This is a genomic window from Halospina denitrificans (assembly GCF_004364635.1).
Lineage (GTDB): Bacteria > Pseudomonadota > Gammaproteobacteria > Pseudomonadales > Oleiphilaceae > Halospina > Halospina denitrificans.
Map to the genome: position 1 here is coordinate 86,855 of NZ_SOAX01000001.1, position 17,084 is coordinate 103,938.

19 protein-coding genes are annotated in these 17,084 nt (G+C 63.7%); 11 read left to right on the forward strand and 8 right to left on the reverse strand.

Annotated elements, in window-relative coordinates:
• Window positions 1-8: 8 nt before the first annotated feature.
• The 5 genes from mutM (at window position 9) to hslO (ending at window position 3,179) form a co-directional block, all read left to right on the forward strand.
• Window positions 9-821 (forward strand): bifunctional DNA-formamidopyrimidine glycosylase/DNA-(apurinic or apyrimidinic site) lyase, encoded by an 813-nt coding sequence (gene mutM / locus DES49_RS00385; protein WP_133734989.1) that lies wholly within the window; start codon window positions 9-11, stop codon window positions 819-821.
• 70 nt (window positions 822-891) lie between these two features.
• Window positions 892-1,227: a hypothetical protein gene (locus DES49_RS00390; RefSeq protein WP_133734415.1), complete on the forward strand. Its 336-nt coding sequence runs from the start codon at window positions 892-894 to the stop codon at window positions 1,225-1,227.
• Complete coding sequence (gene yrfG / locus DES49_RS00395; RefSeq protein ID WP_133734416.1) at window positions 1,220-1,894, forward strand: GMP/IMP nucleotidase; 675 nt, start codon at window positions 1,220-1,222, stop codon at window positions 1,892-1,894. Before DES49_RS00390 ends, yrfG begins: the two co-directional genes overlap by 8 nt.
• A 4-nt stretch (window positions 1,895-1,898) precedes the next feature.
• Entirely contained in the window at window positions 1,899-2,312 is a 414-nt protein-coding gene (locus DES49_RS00400; protein WP_133734417.1) for an RNA-binding S4 domain-containing protein, read from the forward strand.
• A 9-nt stretch (window positions 2,313-2,321) separates the two neighbouring features.
• A complete protein-coding gene (hslO, locus tag DES49_RS00405) occupies window positions 2,322-3,179 on the forward strand; it encodes an Hsp33 family molecular chaperone HslO (protein WP_133734418.1) in 858 nt (285 codons plus the stop codon).
• Between the two features lie 7 nt (window positions 3,180-3,186).
• On the opposite strand, the gene DES49_RS00410 is transcribed toward hslO, so the two are convergent.
• From DES49_RS00410 to DES49_RS00435, 6 genes are all read right to left on the reverse strand, one after another.
• Window positions 3,187-3,726, reverse strand: coding sequence for a PqiC family protein (locus tag DES49_RS00410; RefSeq protein WP_133734419.1), 540 nt, complete (start codon window positions 3,724-3,726; stop codon window positions 3,187-3,189).
• Window positions 3,723-4,712, reverse strand: a complete 990-nt coding sequence (locus tag DES49_RS00415; RefSeq protein ID WP_166645944.1) for an MlaD family protein — start codon at window positions 4,710-4,712, stop codon at window positions 3,723-3,725. The genes DES49_RS00410 and DES49_RS00415 overlap by 4 nt, the downstream gene beginning before the upstream one ends.
• A 32-nt stretch (window positions 4,713-4,744) precedes the next feature.
• Window positions 4,745-5,512 carry an ABC transporter ATP-binding protein gene (locus tag DES49_RS00420; protein WP_243864776.1) on the reverse strand — a complete coding sequence of 256 codons (768 nt, stop codon included), beginning with the start codon at window positions 5,510-5,512 and terminating at the stop codon, window positions 4,745-4,747.
• Window positions 5,512-6,651: an MlaE family ABC transporter permease gene (locus tag DES49_RS00425; protein ID WP_133734421.1), complete on the reverse strand. Its 1,140-nt coding sequence runs from the start codon at window positions 6,649-6,651 to the stop codon at window positions 5,512-5,514. The genes DES49_RS00420 and DES49_RS00425 overlap by 1 nt, the downstream gene beginning before the upstream one ends.
• A gap of 75 nt (window positions 6,652-6,726) precedes the next feature.
• The gene (locus DES49_RS00430; protein ID WP_133734422.1) at window positions 6,727-7,122 is read right to left on the reverse strand and encodes a GFA family protein; all 396 of its coding nucleotides are present in this window, start codon (window positions 7,120-7,122) and stop codon (window positions 6,727-6,729) included.
• Window positions 7,123-7,183: 61 nt separating this feature from the next.
• Complete coding sequence (locus DES49_RS00435; RefSeq protein WP_133734423.1) at window positions 7,184-7,735, reverse strand: hypothetical protein; 552 nt, start codon at window positions 7,733-7,735, stop codon at window positions 7,184-7,186.
• Between the two features lie 222 nt (window positions 7,736-7,957).
• Here DES49_RS00435 and DES49_RS00440 point away from each other — a divergent pair, with 222 nt between their 5' ends.
• The 5 genes from DES49_RS00440 to DES49_RS00460 are packed head-to-tail and all read left to right on the forward strand — an operon-like array spanning window position 7,958 to window position 14,360.
• Window positions 7,958-9,139 (forward strand): cystathionine gamma-synthase family protein, encoded by a 1,182-nt coding sequence (locus DES49_RS00440; RefSeq protein WP_133734424.1) that lies wholly within the window; start codon window positions 7,958-7,960, stop codon window positions 9,137-9,139.
• 34 nt (window positions 9,140-9,173) lie between these two features.
• Window positions 9,174-10,901 (forward strand): acetate--CoA ligase, encoded by a 1,728-nt coding sequence (gene acsA / locus DES49_RS00445; RefSeq protein ID WP_133734425.1) that lies wholly within the window; start codon window positions 9,174-9,176, stop codon window positions 10,899-10,901.
• Window positions 10,898-12,910, forward strand: coding sequence for a pyruvate dehydrogenase (acetyl-transferring) E1 component subunit alpha (pdhA, locus tag DES49_RS00450; RefSeq protein ID WP_133734426.1), 2,013 nt, complete (start codon window positions 10,898-10,900; stop codon window positions 12,908-12,910). Before acsA ends, pdhA begins: the two co-directional genes overlap by 4 nt.
• A complete protein-coding gene (locus DES49_RS00455; protein WP_133734427.1) occupies window positions 12,907-14,121 on the forward strand; it encodes a dihydrolipoamide acetyltransferase family protein in 1,215 nt (404 codons plus the stop codon). The genes pdhA and DES49_RS00455 overlap by 4 nt, the downstream gene beginning before the upstream one ends.
• On the forward strand, window positions 14,118-14,360 hold the full coding sequence (locus tag DES49_RS00460) for an acyl carrier protein (protein ID WP_133734428.1): 243 nt from the start codon (window positions 14,118-14,120) through the stop codon (window positions 14,358-14,360). The genes DES49_RS00455 and DES49_RS00460 overlap by 4 nt, the downstream gene beginning before the upstream one ends.
• Before the next feature lie 5 nt (window positions 14,361-14,365).
• Here the strand turns inward: DES49_RS00460 and DES49_RS00465 are convergent, their stop codons facing one another.
• On the reverse strand, window positions 14,366-14,767 hold the full coding sequence (locus DES49_RS00465) for a hypothetical protein (RefSeq protein WP_133734429.1): 402 nt from the start codon (window positions 14,765-14,767) through the stop codon (window positions 14,366-14,368).
• A gap of 239 nt (window positions 14,768-15,006) precedes the next feature.
• On the opposite strand from DES49_RS00465, the gene DES49_RS00470 reads away from it, so the two are divergent.
• Complete coding sequence (locus tag DES49_RS00470; protein ID WP_133734430.1) at window positions 15,007-15,678, forward strand: SOS response-associated peptidase; 672 nt, start codon at window positions 15,007-15,009, stop codon at window positions 15,676-15,678.
• Here the strand turns inward: DES49_RS00470 and DES49_RS00475 are convergent.
• Window positions 15,662-17,077 carry an NAD(P)(+) transhydrogenase (Re/Si-specific) subunit beta gene (locus tag DES49_RS00475; RefSeq protein WP_133734431.1) on the reverse strand — a complete coding sequence of 472 codons (1,416 nt, stop codon included), beginning with the start codon at window positions 17,075-17,077 and terminating at the stop codon, window positions 15,662-15,664. The genes DES49_RS00470 and DES49_RS00475 overlap by 17 nt on opposite strands.
• Between the last annotated feature and the right edge of the window lie 7 nt (window positions 17,078-17,084).

Sequence of the window (17,084 nt, forward strand, 5' to 3'; positions counted from 1 at the left end):
CACCCCACGTGCCCGAACTGCCCGAAGTCGAGACAACCCGCCGTGGCATCGCCCCCTGGCTGGAAGGGCGTACCCCGGCCTCCGTGGTCATCCACAACCCGTCGCTGCGCTGGCCCATCACGCCCGAGCTCCCGGAGCGCCTGACCGCCGGGCCCATTGGCAGCGTTGAACGTCGCGGCAAGTACCTGCTGCTGAACAATCCGCTGGGCACGGCCCTGGTGCACCTGGGTATGTCCGGCAGCCTGCGCGTTGCCAGCCCAGAGGAACCGCGCCGCAAGCATGACCATGTGGAACTGGGTCTTGATGGTGACCGTGTCCTGCGCTTCAACGACCCACGGCGCTTCGGTTCCTGGCTCTGGACCAGCGACTGGCAACAGCATCCCCTGCTGGCGCCACTGGGCCCGGAGCCCCTGGAAGCAAGCTTTACCGGCGACCGCCTCTACGAAGGGTCCCGAGGGCGGCGCGCCTCGGTGAAAGCCTTTATCATGGACGCGAAGACGGTGGTCGGCGTGGGCAACATCTACGCCAGCGAAGCCCTGTTCCGGGCCGGCATCCACCCGGGCCGCCCGGCGGGCAGCGTCGGGCGCCAGCGCTACCGTCGGCTGGCGGAAGCCATCCGGGAGATCCTGGGCAATGCCATTGCCGTCGGCGGTACCACCCTGCGTGATTTCACGGACAGCAGCGGCAACCCGGGCTACTTCCGCCAGTCCCTGACCGTGTACGGACGCGCCGGCGAGCCCTGCAAGGTCTGTGGTACACCGCTGAGGGACCGCGTCATCGCCCAGCGCAGTACGGTTTTCTGCACTCAGTGCCAGCGCTGATAGTCGATTTGAAAAATGGCCAATTTGGACCATAGTTAAGGCACGAAAAAAGAATCCTGGGAGAAATCACATGAAACACCGGATCCGGACAAGCACTGTTGCCGTTCTGGTCCTGCTGCTTGCCGTCACGGCAGGCCCGACGCAGGCACAACGGGTTGAAGAGAAGCCCACAGCACTGGCCATGGTGGGTGATGCCCTCATTGCGCGGCCACTGCTGCTGGGTGCGACTGTCGCGGGCAGTGTGGTCCACACCGTTGCCCTGCCCTTCTCGGCCATTGGGGGCAATGCGGATGAAGTGGGCGATACGCTGATTGTGGGCCCGGCCAAGGCAACCTTCGTCCGCTGCCTCGGCTGCACGATATCCGGCCGCAACGCCAACGAGGTGGTCAATCGCGACGATGATTGACTGGAACCAGATCCGCACGGTGCTGCTCGATATGGACGGCACCCTGCTGGACCTGCATTACGACACCTATTTCTGGCTGACCCATCTCCCAACCCGTTACGCAGAAGTCCGGGGTCTGCCCCACGAAAAAGCCCGGGACGAAATCCACCGCACCATCCAGGGCCTCAGGGGCTCGTTGGACTGGTACTGCCTCGACTACTGGAGTAACCGGCTGGACATGGATGTGGGCGCGCTCAAGAGCGAGGTCCAGGAGCGGATCGGCTTCCGTGCCGGCGCCCAGCATTTCCTGCGCGAACTCAGGGATTCCCACCGCCGGGTGGTGATCGTCACCAATGCCCACCAGACCGGGCTGGATCTCAAGATCCACCGCACCGGCCTGGACCAGTGGGTGGACACGATTCACACCACCCACAGCTTCGGCCGCCCCAAGGAGGACCCGGCCTTCTGGCCCGAACTCCAGGCCCAAGAACCCTTCGAGCCCGAACAGAGCCTGCTGATTGACGACAATCACGCCGCGCTCAGGGCGGCGGAAACCTTCGGCATCAGGCACCTGGTCAGCGTCCGCACCCCGGACAGCCAGCAACCGCCGATTCCCGGCGCACACTGGCCGGCGGTGGAGCACTTCGACGAGCTCCTTCCGATAGGCACGCCCGAACCGTTATACTGACGGCATGAGCAAAACCGACAGCACCCCGGATAACGAGCGCGTACGCCTTGATAAGTGGCTGTGCGCGGCGCGTTTCTTCAAGACCCGGACCATGGCCCGGGAAGCCATCGAGGGCGGCAAGGTCCGCTACGAGGGCCAGCGCCCCAAGGCCGGCAAGTTCGTGGCCCTGGGTGCCCGGGTCCAGGTCCGCAAGGGCGCCACGGAATTCGAGGTCATCATCGAGGGCCTGAGCGAAAAGCGTCGTAGCGCCGCGGAGGCCCAGATGCTCTACACGGAGACCGAGGCCAGCGCTGAGAAGCGCGAAGAGAATGCCTGGCGCCGCCGCATGATGCAGGCGGCAGAGCATCCGCCCGCCCGCCGGCCCAACAAGAAGCAGCGCCGCGAACTCCAGCGCATGAAAGACGAAATGTCCTACTAGCGAGCCCCCATGACCGAAAGTTCCGATAACCTGCAGCGCTTCGTGTTCAATGAAGGCGAAGTTCGCGGTGAACTCGTCGTCCTGGACGAGACCCTGAACGACACCCTCGGTAACCGGGACTACCCGGAACCCGCCGCCACCCTGCTTGCCGAAAGCCTCAGTGCCGCCGTGCTGCTGGGGGGTGTACTGAAGATGAAGGGGCGCATCAGCCTGCAGGCCAAGGGTGAAGGCCCGGTCAGCCTTCTGATGGCGGACTGCAGCCACGAGCGCGGGGTACGCGGACTGATCCACGCGGATGACAGCATTGAGCCCGGAACCATCAGCGAGCAGCTCGGCCGAGGGCAGCTCGCGATCACGCTGGAGCCCGAACAGGGGCAGCGCTACCAGGGCATCGTGCCCCTTGAATCCGAGTCCCTGTCAGGCTGCCTTCAGGATTACTTCGCCCGCTCGGAACAACTCGACACCCTGGTCATGCTCTTCGCCAACGGCGAGCGCAGCGGCGGCCTCATGCTCCAGAAGATGCCGGGATATACGACAACGGAGGATGACGATCTCTGGAATCGCCTTACCTATCTGGCCAGCACCACCAGCCAGGACGAGCTTCTGGAGCTGGCACCGGAGACCCTGCTGCACAGGCTCTTCCACGAGGAAGACATCAGCCTCTACCCGGCCGAACCCGTATTCTTCCACTGTCACTGCAGCCGTGAACGCACCGAGAACGCGCTTGAGACCATGGGCGCCCAGGAGTGCTACGACCTGCTGGCGGAACAGGGCGAGATCACCGTGGACTGCCAGTTCTGCAACCAGCAGTACCGTTTCGGGCAGAGTGACCTGGAAACCCTTTTCGGGCCCCACAGCCGCCACTGAACAACGGCTACCCCCGCAGGCTCTGCTCGGCAATCGCCTTCGCCAGTTGCCCCACCTGGTTCGACATCACCTTGACCAGCGTTGAGGCCTCCCGGTCAGGAGCATTTGCCTTGAAGGTTACACTCCTGGCATCGCCGTCACCGATGCGCCATGCGGCCCTGAGCACGACCCGGGCACCCTTGTCTCCCCCATCCCAGACGGCCTCGAAGCGCTGGATATCCACCAGCAACCGGGGACCTTCCGACGCTTCGGCAACCCCGGTTCCAAACTGGTTCTGGAGGCTGCGCGTAATGGCCCGGGGCAGGCGTTCCGCCCAGCGGACATGGGGAAGGGCTTCAATCCGATGGGGCTCCGGGCGCACCCAGATCCGATTGTCGTCAAGATATTCCGGCACCTGAACCCGTGCCACATAGAGCGGCTCCTGCCTCTTCTCAACCACCTGTTCATCAGAACCGAGGGTGAAATAGCGAAGCTCCGGAGGGCTGGCGCATCCCGACAGCGAGAGCCCCCCAACAAGCACTGCCACGCACAACCAGAACCGCTTCATGGACTATCCTCCCCGTCATCGAACAGCAGCGCGTTGGGGCGCCGTTCCACCTTTTCCGAAAAACGCCGCAGCGCCGTGGTCGCGGCCGTCAATTCCCGTAGTACGGTGCGCAGGTCATCCCGCTCGGGCGAGCGGGGGTGGGTCATATCCTCCAGGTTGTTCGCAACCCGCTCGGTCCGTTCCAGAAGCCCGGAGGCCCGCTCCAGCACCTGCTCCAGTTCTTCACCGCGGTCCCGGAACTGATCGCGCCCCTCCTCGCCCAGCCGCTCAACACTGCCTAGAGCGCTACCGGCATCCGCCTCCAGTGTGGAAAGGGTTTCCCTTGCCCGGGAAATAAGAGCACGGCTTTCATCCAGGGTGGTGTGGAGCTTGCCGCCAATCCCCGTCATTTCCTTTTCCAGGGTCCGGCTCAGGGAAGTCAGCGATTCAAGGGTAACCACAGCCTTCTCCAGCGACGCCTTCCAGGGAAACTGCTCCACCGCGTTCCTCGCCTGCTGGAAGTCCGAGGGTTTTGACGGGATTTCCGTCACCGACTCCTCCTCATCCTCGGAATGACGAAACCTCACAGGATCATCCGGGTAGAAATCCAGCTCTACGGCCATCTGCCCGGTAAGCAGGCTCCGGGGGCGGATCTGGGCCCTCAGACCGTTGGCCACCAGCCGATCGATATCGAGCCGCCGGGGACTGCCCTCACCCGTAAAGTTGATATCCCCGGGCCGTAGCCTCAGGAAAACCGGCATGACGACCGAGAAGGTCTCCGGATCCCCCTTGATGGCGAGCCGGCTCACGGAACCGATTTCGATGCCGCGGAAAGTGACGGGCGCCCCGGCTGAAAGGCCGGAGAGCGGCTCATTGAAGTAGACCACCGCCTGCTGGCTGGGCTCAAACCAGCGCAGCCCGCCGAACGCCAGAAGCCCGACAAAGGCAAGCACCAGGCCGCCCAGGACAAAAAGGCCAACCAGCGCCGGTTTGGTTCGATTCCCCATTGGTTCTCCATCCATGCTTCAGAGCAAGTCGATCAGAGGCGAGTGTTCAGGAACTCTCGCACCTGGTCGTGCTCGCTCTGCTTCTGTAAGTCCCGGGGTGCGCCCCGGGCAATGGCCGTCTTTGTTTCAGGATCCAGATAGAGGCTGTCGTCCGCAATGGCAAACAGGCTCTCCAGTTCATGGGTCACCATTACCACGGTAACACCCAGTGTCGCGCGCAGGCGCAGGATCAGCGTATCCAGGCGCCGCGCACTGAGCGGATCCAGACCGGCCGAAGGCTCATCCAGGAACAGCACCCTCGGGTCCATTGCCAGAGCCCTCGCCAGGCCCGCGCGCTTGCGCATCCCGCCGGAAAGAGCCGCAGGGTACACGTCCGAAGCCCCCGCAAGCCCCACCAGTGCCAGCTTGAACGCCACCTGGTCGGCAATCAGCTCCGGTGATCGGTCCGTGAACAGCTCCAGGGGCAGGGCCACGTTCTCCGCCACCGTCATGGAACTCCACAACGCGCCTCCCTGAAAGAGCACGCCCGCCTGCTGCAGCAACCGGTTGCGGTCATGCTGCTCCAGTCCCCAGAAATTCTCGCCCCCCAGGAACACCCGCCCGGCGGCCGGCTCATGAAGCCCGACCATATGGCGCAGCAGCGTGCTCTTGCCGCAGCCGCTGGGCCCCATGATCGCAAAGATGGTTCCCGGCACGATCTCGAAATCCAGATCCCGCTGGACCACGGTATCCCCGAAGGCCATGGTCAGCCGGTCGACCCGCGCCACTGTTTCTTCCGGGCGGTTCCGCGATGCCATCATCACGCCCCCGTCAACGTGCTGACGATGGCAAACACGGAATCCACCGCAATAATGCCCACAATACTGATCACCACCGCGCGGGTGGCGGATTCACCCACAGCCGCCGCACTGCGCCCGGAGCGCAAGCCAATATGGCAGCTCACCATGCCAATGAGCGCGCCAAAGCACACGCTCTTGAGAAGCCCGATGTAGAAGTGGTAAAGGGCGACCTTTTCGAAGGTGCGGGCCAGATAGATGGCGGGTTCAAGCCCAAGCGCCAGCATCGAAACGATCAGCCCTCCGAGAATGCTGATGGCCGAGGCGTAGAGATAGAGCAGTGGCATCATCAGGGTCAGCGCCAGTATGCGCGGAAAGGCCAGGAAATCGTAGGAGGACACGCCCAGGGTCTTGAGCGCATCCACCTCCTCGTTCACCTCCATGGAGGCCAGGTGGGCGGCAAAGGCCGCGCCCGTTCGCCCCGCCATCACAATGGCCGTCATCATCGCCGCCATTTCCCGGGCCACCGCAACGCCGACCATCTCCGGAATATAGATCTCGGCCCCGAAATCCTGCAGCTGCAGTGCGCCCACAAAGGCGAGGATACTGCCCACCAGCAGGCTGACCAGCGTAATGATAGGCAGCGCCTGCACGCCGCTCTGGGTCAGCGCGTCCAGGAAGTCCCGGGCCCGAAAGCCCACACTACCGGATGCCAGACGCCCAAGCCCCTTCATGTAAAGGACCACACTGACGCCAACGGCATAGGTTGCATTGCCGGCCCCCAGCAGCACCTCCCATACCCGCTCCAGCAGGGGCGCTGCCAGGGGCCTGCGGGCATCGCCAATACGGTCCCGGGTCAGGTCGAGGAGCGCCTGAAGCTCTTCGTCCAGGTCGCCCGCATGCAGTGCCGCCCCCTTCTCCTCAAGCCGGGTTTCCAGGCCATACAGAAGAGCCGGAAGCACAGATCCGTGCCAGCTTTCCAGCGCGCCTGCATCCACATCCAGGCGCTTGATACCGCTGGGACAGGCTTTCAGAACCGCGCTGGCCGAGGGGAACGCCTGCCCCTCTCCGGGCTGCCAATCGCCCCGCAACACCAGCATGGCGCTGTCACCCTCGTCGCTCACGGACCAGAGCGGTTCCGCGGATTGCTCCTGGCGCATCATTCGTCATTCCGTGATAGTGAATCTTGCCTGAAGCTTAACAGCACAGCGTCTTATAAAACGATTACTTCATGCTGATTACCTTCCATCCACATTGTCTCGATCCTTTGGATGATTACCTCCATCCAGAACCTTCACCGGCTCCAACTCAAAAGGGTTTTCAACACCATCCAGACAGCCAATGTTGAAACTGAACTCATTTGGGTTGGAGCGACGTTGATGATGGGTGTAGATGCCGCAAATGGAGCAGAAATAGTGCTTGGCCGTCATGGTATTGAATTGATAAAGACGCAGGTGCTCTTCCCCCTTGAGAATCGTGAGCCCATCAAGCGGAACAGAAGCCACAATGGCGCCCCGGCGACGGCACATCGAGCAGCTGCAGTGGCGGGGCTCAACCAGCCCATTGGGTAAGGACAGCTGAAACTGGACCGCGCCGCAGTGGCAGGAGGCGTTGTGGACTGGGTGAATCTTCATAACAGTGGACTCCTGGTGCGATATCCCTCACTCGAGACCCGCCGTCAAGCGAGGCGTCCAATCACTGTAAAGGTGCATACCCGGCGTTTTCCATGGTGCGCGGCAGATTGAACGGCACATTCCCGACGCGTTCCTCCAGGTGTCGGCGCAAGCCGAGGGGAAGGGCCCGGTATTTCCCGGCAAGCCGGTGATAGCGATAGCCTTCATCAAGGAAACGCTCATGGGTGGGGTAGTTTGAGCGACCCGCCTTACCACGCTTAGCCTGCAGATGAGCGAGAACGTCGCGCTTGAGCGCTCCCTCCTGCTGCATCTCCCGTTCACAGAGGTACTGGTTCCGGGCGTGAAGATAGGCCAACGCGGTCACCACCTGGTGGCGTTTCGCACCCAGCGACGACAGCTTTTCCGCGTCAAGAACCGGTCCCTGTCGATCAGCTGCGATGCGCTCACAGGCTTCAATCTGTTCGCCGAGGGACGGCTCCGACTGCGTCATCCTGTCCTCAAGGATCCGGTTCAGGACGCTACGATTGCTCTCGCCGTCAGCCGCGGGCACAACAATCAGGGCAAGCAGGAAAAACATCAATCGCCCCGGGGTCCTCTGGGATTGATTTGCCATTGTTCGGCCCTCCCGTGCCTGGGGTCTGCCACTCAAACAACATCAGTCCTGGGATCAGTGTATCGCTGAAGAACACCCGGGCAACAGCATTATCATCCTCGTTGAGAAACCGACCGATCACCGTAAGGGTTGACCTGTGTCAAGGGTTTGTCCCGCCCGTTGCATGATGCTTAGAGGGCACTCATTCCCCGTCGGGGACGGGGTTGGCAAAGGAGCACTGTCATGGCGGATTCGTCCAGGCGTTTCGCAACCCTGGCCCTGTGGGCCGCTCACCCGGAAGGGAGCGGTGAAAAGGATGTGGCCTTGCCCATTCATCACAGCGTCAACTTCGCCTACGAGGATGTGGACGAATGGCTCGACGTCGCCCTGGGCAAGCGCCCCGGTCATATCTATTCGCGCAACACCAACCCTACCGTGCGGCCACTGGAGCTGACCATGCGTGCCCTGGATGACGCCGAGGAGTGCATCAGCTTCTCCACCGGCATGGCCGCAATCAGTAACACCCTCTTTACCCTGCTGGTGCCGGGCGACCGGGTCGTCGCCATCAAGGACACCTATGGCGGAACCAACAAGATCTTTCTGGAATTCATGCCCAGGAACAACGTGGAGGTCGCCCTCTGCGACACCCTGGATTTCGAGGAGATCGAGGCCGAGATCCGCAAGGGCTGCAAGGTACTCTACCTGGAGACACCCACCAACCCCACCCTGAAAGTCGTCGATATAGAGCGCCTGGCGCGGGTAGCCCATGAACACAGGGGCATTGTCATCGTCGACAACACCTTTGCCACTCCCGTGAACCAGCGGCCACTGGAACTGGGCGCTGACCTGGTTGTCTACAGCGCCACTAAGTACCTGAACGGCCACTCAGACGCCATGGGCGGCATCCTCAGCGGAGCCAAGGACCTGGTGGACCAGGTATTCCACTACCGGGAGATCAATGGCGCCGCCCTGCATGCCAATTCCGCCTACATGATCCTGCGCGGCCTGAAGACCCTGGAGCTGCGTATTCAGCGCCACAACGAGAGTGCCCAGAGGATCGCCGAGTTCCTGCACGACCACGAGGGGGTCGAGGCCGTGTACTACCCCGGCCTTCCTGACCACCCCAATCACGACATTGCCCGGCGGCAGATGGACGGTTTCGGCGGCATGCTGAGCTTCGCCCTGCCCGGCGATTTCGATCAGGTCAAAAAGCTGCTGCCCCGGCTTCACTACAGCCACAACGCGGCCAGTCTCGGTTCCGTCGCCACCCTGGTGGGCCCGCCGCGCGTTACCAGCCATGTGGAACTGAGCATGGAGGAGCGGCGCGCTATGGGGATTCCAGAGAGCCTTATCCGTTATTCGGTGGGCATCGAGAACGTCGAGGATCTGCTCGCGGATCTCGACAGCGGCCTGTCCGGACTCTGAACGGATTTCCGGATGACAAGAGGAGACACAGGGAATGGATGAAAAGGCGCCAAACCTGGCCGATTACGACCGGTTCTGCGCCGGTTTTTCCTGGAACCAGGCCCGCCGCGAGCTGGCGGGGATGGCCAATGGCCGGCTCAACATCGCCCACGAGGCGCTGGACCGGCATATGGACACGGAAGCAGCCGAGCGCACCGCCATCCGCTTCCTGGCCCGGGACAGCGAGACCCCTGTGGACATCAGCTACCGAGCGCTCAACGAGCGCAGTAACCGGTTTGCCAATGTGCTCCAGGAGCTGGGCGTCAAGCCCGGCGAGCGGGTCTACGGCCTCTCACACCGGATTCCGGACCTCTACGCGGCCGTGCTCGGTACCCTCAAGCATGGTTGTGTGTTCACGCCCCTGTTCCCCGCCTTTGGGCCCGAGCCCATACGCCAGCGGGTGGAAATCGGCGAGCCGGCGGTACTCGTCACCAGCAAGCGGCTGTACCAGAAGAAGGTCGCTGACTGGGTGGCTGAAACCCCCTCAGTGCGCCATGTCCTGCTGATTGACGAGCTCGACCAGGCCCCTGCCGGCACCCTGGATGCCCGGGCATTGATGGATGCGGCCAGCGGTGACTACACAACCCGGGCCATGGACCCTGAAGACCCTGCCCTGCTGCACTTCACCAGCGGCACCACCGGCAAGCCCAAGGGCGCACTGCATGTGCACGAAGCGGTGGTCACCCATCACATGACCGGTCGCTATGTGCTGGACATGCACCCGGGCGATATCTACTGGTGCACTGCAGACCCGGGCTGGGTCACCGGCACCTCCTACGGCATTGTCGCGCCGCTGACCAACGGGGTGACCATGGTGGTGGACGAGGCCGAGTTTGACGCCGAACGCTGGTACCGCATCATCCAGAACCAGAAGGTAGCGGTCTGGTATACCGCTCCCACGGCCATCCGCATGCTGATCAAGCTGGGCGAGGAACTGCCCCGGGCGCATGACCTGTCCTCACTGCGGTTCATGGCCAGCGCGGGCGAACCGCTCAACCCGGAGGCGGTCATCTGGGGACGGGAAGTGCTCGGGCGGCCTTTCCATGACAGCTGGTGGCAGACCGAGACCGGCGGCATCATGGTCAGCAATTACGCCACCATGGCGATCCGCCCGGGCTCCATGGGCAAACCGATCCCTGGCATCGAGGCCGCGGTGGCACGCCACACCGATAGCGGCCTCGAACTGATCGACGAGCCCGGCGAAACGGGCGAGCTGGTCCTGAAAAAGGGCTGGCCGTCCATGTTCCGGGGTTACCTCCATCAGGAGGAGAAATACCGCCATTCCTTCGACGGCGACTGGTACCTCACCGGCGACCTGGCCTCCCGGGACAGTGACGGCTACTTCTGGTTCATCGGCCGCAATGATGACGTGATCAAGTCCTCCGGCCACCTGATCGGCCCCTTCGAGGTGGAGACCGTACTGCTCGAACACCCTGCCGTGGCCGAGGCCGGGGTCATCGGTATACCCGACGAAGTCGCCGGAGAGATCGTGAAGGCCTTCGTTTCGCTGAAGCCCGGCTATCAACCGGACGAGGCCCTGCGCAGGGACCTGATGGGGCGGGCCCGCAAACGCCTGGGACCGGCGGTGGCGCCGCGCCACATCGAGTTCCGCGAGGACCTGCCGCGCACCCGAAGCGGCAAGATCATGCGTCGGCTGCTGCGGGCGCGCGAGCTGGGCCTGCCCGAAGGCGACACCTCAACGCTGGAGGGAGCCGGGGAATGAACGAGGCAACGGCTTCCCGCAAACCCCGAGTGTCGAAGGAACATACCCTGGCCCTGCTGCGCGACATGCTCCGCGTGCGCCGTTTCGAGGAGCGCTGCGTGGAGCTGTATACCCAGGAAAAGATCCGGGGGTTTCTGCACGTCTGCATCGGCCAGGAAGGGGTGGCCGCGGGCGTCCTGTTCAATGTCGCCGAGGATGAGGCCGTGGTGGCCGCCTACCGGGACCACGGCCACGCGCTGCTCAAGGGCCTGTCCATGGACCGGGTGATGGCCGAGATGTATGGCAAGGCAGCCGGCTGTGCTTTGGGCCGCGGTGGCTCCATGCACCTGTTCGACGCGCAGACCCGCTTCTTCGGCGGCAACGCCATTGTCGGCGGCGGCATCCCCCTCGCCGTTGGCCTGGCGCTTGCCGACAAAATGCAGGGGCGGAACCGGGCCACCCTGTGCTTCTTCGGCGAAGGGGCCGCCTCCGAGGGCGTCTTCTACGAATCCATGAACCTGGCCGCCCTCTGGCAGCTGCCGGTGGTGTTCATCTGCGAGAACAACTACTACGCCATGGGCACGCCACTGGCCGTTGAGCATGCCCAACCGGAAATCTTCCGCAAGGCCGAGGCGATCGGCGTGCCCAGCGAGCGGGTGGATGGCATGAGCGTGGTGCAGGTGGAAGCGGCCACCCGCGATGCACTGGAGGCGGCGCGGACCGGCAAAGGGCCGCGCCTGATTGAATGCGAGACCTACCGCTTCCGCGCGCACTCCATGTTCGACCCCCAGCTCTACCGGGACAGGACCGAGGTGGAGGAATGGAAGCGGAAAGATCCAATCGACCGGCTGAGCAACTGGATGGCACAGACCAACCTGATCAGCCAGGACGAGCTTGACGTCATGGAGGCGGCAATCGCCGAGGAAGTGGAGCAGGCGGTCCAGTTCGCCGAAGCGGCGGACTGGGAATCAACCGAGACCCTGTTTGATCACCTCAGCCTGCCCCTGCCGGAGCCGCTCCCTCCGCCACCGTCCCCGACCGCCGAAGCGGGGGAAATCAGCATGCGCGAGGCCTTCCAGCAGGGGCTCGAGGAAGCCCTGGCGCAGGATGAGCGGGTTTTCCTGATGGGCGAGGACATCGGCCGTTACGGGGGCTGCTACGCCGTTACCCGTGACCTTTTCGAGCAGTTCGGCGCCGGGCGGGTGATTGACACACCACTTGCGGAAAACGGCTTCACCGGCGCCGGCCTGGGCGCTGCACTGGGCGGCATGCGGCCGGTGGTGGAGATCATGACCATCAACTTCAGCCTCCTGGCGATTGACCAGATCGTGAATACCGCCGCCGCCCTGCTGCACATGTCCGGCGGCCAGTTCAACGTACCGGTGGTCATCCGCATGGCCACCGGCGCCGGCCGCCAGGTGGCGGCCCAGCACTCCCACAGCCTGGAGAACTGGTACACCCATGTTCCCGGCCTGCGGGTGCTGGCACCGGCCACGGTGGAGGATGCCCGCTACATGCTCTGGGCGGCGCTGCAGGACCCCAACCCAGTCGTGATTGTCGAGCACGTGATGCTCTACAACCACAAGGCCGAACTGACCCCGCAGCCGCAGGGCGTGGACATCGAGAAGGCGGCCATCCGCCGCCCGGGCAGGGACATCACCCTCATCACCTACGGCGGCTCGCTCTACAAGACCCTGGCGGCCTCCGAGCAGCTTGCCGCCGACGGCATCGAAGCCGAAGTCATCGACCTGCGCGTGCTGCGGCCGCTGGACACCGACACCCTGATCAAGTCCGTTAGCCGCACCCGGCGGGCAGTCATGGTCGACGAGGGCTGGAAGACCGGCAGCCTGGCCGGCGAGCTGATGGCGATCCTCAACGAGCAGGCATTCTGGGAGCTGGATGCACCTCCGGCCAGGGTGTGCAGTGCCGAGGTGCCGGTGCCCTACGCCAGGCACATGGAGCAGGCCGTGCTGCCGAGCGTGGATGCCATTGTCGCCGCCGCGAAACGCACGCTCGGAGAGGCGCCATGAGCGACTTCCTCATGCCCTCACTGGGCGCCGACATGGACAGCGGCAGGCTGGTGGAATGGAAGGTGCAACCCGGGGACCGGGTCAGCAAGGGTCAGGTAATCGCTTCGGTGGAGACCGCCAAGGCCGTGATGGACGTGGAGGTCTTCGAGGACGGCGTCGTGGAAGCCCTGTACGTGACCGAGGACACCGACGTGGATGTGGGCACTCCACTGGCCCGGATCGGCGATGGCAGCGGCATGGGGCAGGCGGCATCCGGCGGCGGGGCTGAATACGGCCCGAAACCCGAGCCTGCAACACCAACGGCACCGGAGGCCGCCCAAACCGAACCGGATCGGGTCCCGCCAGAACCCGCCTCGCCACCCGCATCCGACAAGCGCAGCGCCGGAGAGCGCGTGCCAGCCTCACCCGCCGCACGCCGCAAGGCGAGGGAAGAGGGCATCCCCCTTTCACAGCTGCGTGGCAGTGGCCCGGACGGCGCCATCGTGCTCCGGGATCTCCAGGGCACGCAGCCCACCAGCCCGAAAACCCGGCCGACGGCCGGTTTCGATCCCGCCCAGATGCGCGCCGCCATCGCCGCCGCCATGAGCCGCTCCAAGCGCGAGATACCGCATTACTACCTCGCCACCACCGTCGATCTGCATGCGGCCGAGCAGTGGCTCGCGGACTACAACGAACACGAGCCGCCGGAAAACCGCCTGCTGCTGTCCGCGCTCTTCATGAAAGCCACCGCCCTGGCCCTGGCCCGCTACTCCGAACTCAACGGCCACTATGGCGAAGACGGTTTCGTTGCCGCGACTCAGGTCAACCTGGGGATGGCCGTGCACCTGCGGGGTGGCGGCCTGGTGGCGCCAGCCATTATGGATGCCGATACACTGACACTGCCGGAACTGATGCACCAGCTTCGGGACCTGGTGCGCCGGGCCCGGGGCGGAGGCCTGCGCCTGTCCGAGATGACCGGCGGCACCGCCACCGTCACCGCCCTGGGGGATCGCGGCGTCGACACCGTCTATGGCGTCATCTATCCGCCCCAGGTCGCCATGATCGGTATTGGCCGTGCCCGCCGGCAGCCGTTGGCAGTGGAGGATGGCATTGCCGTGCGACTGGCCGTGGATCTCAGCCTGGCTGCGGATCACCGCGTCTGTGACGGTCACCTGGGCGCCCTTTTCCTGAATGAAATCGAGCAACTGCTACAGCAACCGGAGGCACTGTGAACAGGGACGAATTACGCAAGGCGGTACTGGAGGAACTCACCGGTATTGCCCCGGACATTGATCTGGCATCGTTCGACGACAACGCGAACCTGCAGGACGAATACGACCTGGATTCCATGGACGCGCTGACCCTGGCGGAGCGAGTGCACAAGCGGCTGGGGGTCAACATTCCCGACCAGGATTACGCGCGCATGCACTGCATCGCGGAGCTCCTGGATTATCTGGAGAAAAGGGTCTGATGGGCCTACCCCCAACCCCTGAGCTGGGCAGCGATGTAGGGTGCAAGGAGCGTTACCGCAAGAACGACCGGCCAGATGTTGCCGCCCTTGAACGTATAGGCCTCAAGCAGTACCGGCCACGACTTGCCCTGCCACAGCCCGAATGCAAACTCAAAAACGAGCGTGAGCGCGAGCCAGCCAAACCCAACGGCCCAGAACTGCATAGGACGGCGAATCTGCAGCCAGGGGAGCGACAGGTACGCCACGCCGATGATCAGGGCTGAAAGCAGCAATCCGCTCAGCACGAGCGCGGCCGGAATTCCCAGCCGCGGCATGAGCACCGCCTCGCGCAATGCGCCATTCGCGATAGCCAGGACGAGAATGCCGACCCAGATTGTAAATGCCTTTAAAGCCACGACCGAAAGCATCTATTGCTCCCTTACTGGAGATATCAATGTCAGGTGATTACCTGAATGGTGACCCGATCACAGACGGGGAATGAACTTTAACGAGTGACTGAATGAAGACTTCAGGATTCTGGTCGATATATTTTACCCAGGACCTCAGCATACCCGGCCACCCGGCACCATGGAATCGCATGATTTCTAGTTTTCGTTCATTCAATAATACCCTACAGTTTTGAAATCACAGGCGAGGGGCGTCGGGCATGTGCGGTCGGTTTGATAAACACACCAGCAACGAATGGATTGCGCGGCAGTGTTTCGGGCGGGCATTGAGCGGGCCGGAATCGTCGCCGCGTTACAATGTGGCACCGGGGACGCCGATTGATGCGCTGACCCGGCTGGACGCGGAGACGGTTTACATCAGCCCCATGCACTGGGGCTTTCGTCCGGCCTGGGCCGGAAAGGATGCACCGGAGCCGATCAATGCCCGGGCGGAGACGGTGGCAGGGTCGCGGTACTTTGCGCATGCTTTTGCCCACAAGCGCTGTCTGGTACCGGCGGATGGCTGGTTTGAGTGGCAGGCCTCGGACGCTGGGAAGGTGCCTTATTACATCACGTCCGCCCCGGATACGGAGGGGGTCCTGTTCATGGCGGGCATCTGGGAATACGGCGCCGGGGATGATCCCGTCTGCGCGATCATCACGGAACCGGCGGCGCCCTCGCTCGCGTCCATCCATTCACGCCAGCCCGTGGTTCTGGATCCAGCCTGCCTTGAGCAGTGGCTGGATCCAGAGCTGGTGGATCGCGAGGCCGTCCGCCGGATGGTGCAGCGCCGGGATCCGGAAAGCCTTCGGTTCTGGGCGGTTTCCAGCGCCGTGAACCGCCCGGCGAACGACTCCCCGGATCTGCTCGAGCCAATCACCCCAGGGACTTGATCGCCTCGATCATCTCCACCATCACCTTCTGGGCATCGCCGTACACCATGGAGGTGTTGTCAGCGAAGAAGAGCTCATTCTCCACACCGCTGTAGCCCTTGCCCTGGCCGCGCTTGACCACGAACGCCTGCTGCGCCTGATCCACGTTGAGGATGGGCATGCCGTAGATGGGGCTGGACGTATTCGAGCGGGCAGCCGGGTTCACCACATCGTTGGCGCCGATGACCAGGGCCGCGTCAGCCAGCGGGAACTCCTCGTTGATGTCTTCCAGGTCGTGGATGATGTCGTAGGGAATGCCCGCCTCGGCCAGCAGCACGTTCATGTGCCCGGGCATGCGCCCGGCGACCGGGTGAATGGCAAAGCTCACGTCCACGCCCTGTTTCTGCAGCAGCTTCACGAACTCGTAAAGCTTGTGCTGGGCCTGGGCCACGGCCAGGCCGTAACCCGGGACGATGATGACCCTGGAGCCGTAATACATGTTGATGGCCGCATCGGAGGCTTCCACGGACTTCATGCTGCCTTCAATATCACTGCCGCCGTCATCCTCGGCCCCGAAGTTGGAGAAGATGACGTTGCTGACGGACCGGTTCATGGCCTTGGCCATCAGGAAGGTCAGCAGGGTACCGGCGGAGCCGACGACGGTGCCGGCGATGATCATTGCCGGGTTCTGGAGTACGAAGCCCTCGAAGGCGACCGCCAGGCCGGTGAAGGCATTATAGAGGGAGATGACCACGGGCATGTCCGCCCCGCCGATGGGCGTTGTGAGCAGGATGCCCAGCACCAGTGAGACCAGGAAGAACAGGGTGATCGCCATGTCCGGTGTTCCACCGTCGCCCACGGCCAGCACATAGATGGACAGCAGCACCGCGAAGGCCAAAAGGCCACCGTTGACGAGCTGCTGGGCCCCGAAGCGGATGGTCTTGTTCAGGCGCCCGTCCAGCTTGGCCCAGGCCACGATGGAGCCGGACAGCGCAACGGCGCCGATCAGCCCACCGAGCAGTGCCAGCACCGTCACGGCGAAGCCGTAGTGCTGGGCATTGCCGGAATAGAGCTCAACGGCGGCAATGGCCGCCGCGGCGCCACCCCCCATGCCGTTGTAGAGGGCGACCATCTGGGGCATGCCGGTCATGGCCACCTTCTTGCCGCTGCGCCAGGCCCAGCCAACGCCGATACCCAGAGCGACCAGCGCCAGGAAAAGATTCATGCCCAGGTTGTCCGCCGCCGCCTCACGCACATCAAAGGCGTAAAGGAAGGATGCGGCCACGGCCAGGACCATGCCCCAACCAGCCACGCGGATGCCCGAAGGTGCGGTCACCGGGCTGGCCATGCGTTTGAGTCCGTAGATGAACAGCAGCGTTGCAATGAAAAAGGCTGCCGCAATGATGAAGTTAACCGTCATGAGGCTC

What these genes read in the sequence shown, in the direction of transcription:
- DES49_RS00390 (WP_133734415.1), top strand. Translation starts at nt 892, where the DNA reads ATGAAACACCGGATCCGGACAAGCACTGTTGCCGTTCTGGTCCTGCTG.
- yrfG (WP_133734416.1), top strand. Translation starts at nt 1,220, where the DNA reads ATGATTGACTGGAACCAGATCCGCACGGTGCTGCTCGATATGGACGGC.
- DES49_RS00400 (WP_133734417.1), top strand. Translation starts at nt 1,899, where the DNA reads ATGAGCAAAACCGACAGCACCCCGGATAACGAGCGCGTACGCCTTGAT.
- hslO (WP_133734418.1), top strand. Translation starts at nt 2,322, where the DNA reads ATGACCGAAAGTTCCGATAACCTGCAGCGCTTCGTGTTCAATGAAGGC.
- DES49_RS00410 (WP_133734419.1), bottom strand. Translation starts at nt 3,726, where the DNA reads ATGAAGCGGTTCTGGTTGTGCGTGGCAGTGCTTGTTGGGGGGCTCTCG.
- DES49_RS00415 (WP_166645944.1), bottom strand. Translation starts at nt 4,712, where the DNA reads ATGGGGAATCGAACCAAACCGGCGCTGGTTGGCCTTTTTGTCCTGGGC.
- DES49_RS00420 (WP_243864776.1), bottom strand. Translation starts at nt 5,512, where the DNA reads ATGATGGCATCGCGGAACCGCCCGGAAGAAACAGTGGCGCGGGTCGAC.
- DES49_RS00425 (WP_133734421.1), bottom strand. Translation starts at nt 6,651, where the DNA reads ATGATGCGCCAGGAGCAATCCGCGGAACCGCTCTGGTCCGTGAGCGAC.
- DES49_RS00430 (WP_133734422.1), bottom strand. Translation starts at nt 7,122, where the DNA reads ATGAAGATTCACCCAGTCCACAACGCCTCCTGCCACTGCGGCGCGGTC.
- DES49_RS00435 (WP_133734423.1), bottom strand. Translation starts at nt 7,735, where the DNA reads ATGGCAAATCAATCCCAGAGGACCCCGGGGCGATTGATGTTTTTCCTG.
- DES49_RS00440 (WP_133734424.1), top strand. Translation starts at nt 7,958, where the DNA reads ATGGCGGATTCGTCCAGGCGTTTCGCAACCCTGGCCCTGTGGGCCGCT.
- acsA (WP_133734425.1), top strand. Translation starts at nt 9,174, where the DNA reads ATGGATGAAAAGGCGCCAAACCTGGCCGATTACGACCGGTTCTGCGCC.
- pdhA (WP_133734426.1), top strand. Translation starts at nt 10,898, where the DNA reads ATGAACGAGGCAACGGCTTCCCGCAAACCCCGAGTGTCGAAGGAACAT.
- DES49_RS00455 (WP_133734427.1), top strand. Translation starts at nt 12,907, where the DNA reads ATGAGCGACTTCCTCATGCCCTCACTGGGCGCCGACATGGACAGCGGC.
- DES49_RS00465 (WP_133734429.1), bottom strand. Translation starts at nt 14,767, where the DNA reads ATGCTTTCGGTCGTGGCTTTAAAGGCATTTACAATCTGGGTCGGCATT.
- DES49_RS00470 (WP_133734430.1), top strand. Translation starts at nt 15,007, where the DNA reads ATGTGCGGTCGGTTTGATAAACACACCAGCAACGAATGGATTGCGCGG.
- DES49_RS00475 (WP_133734431.1), bottom strand. Translation starts at nt 17,077, where the DNA reads ATGACGGTTAACTTCATCATTGCGGCAGCCTTTTTCATTGCAACGCTG.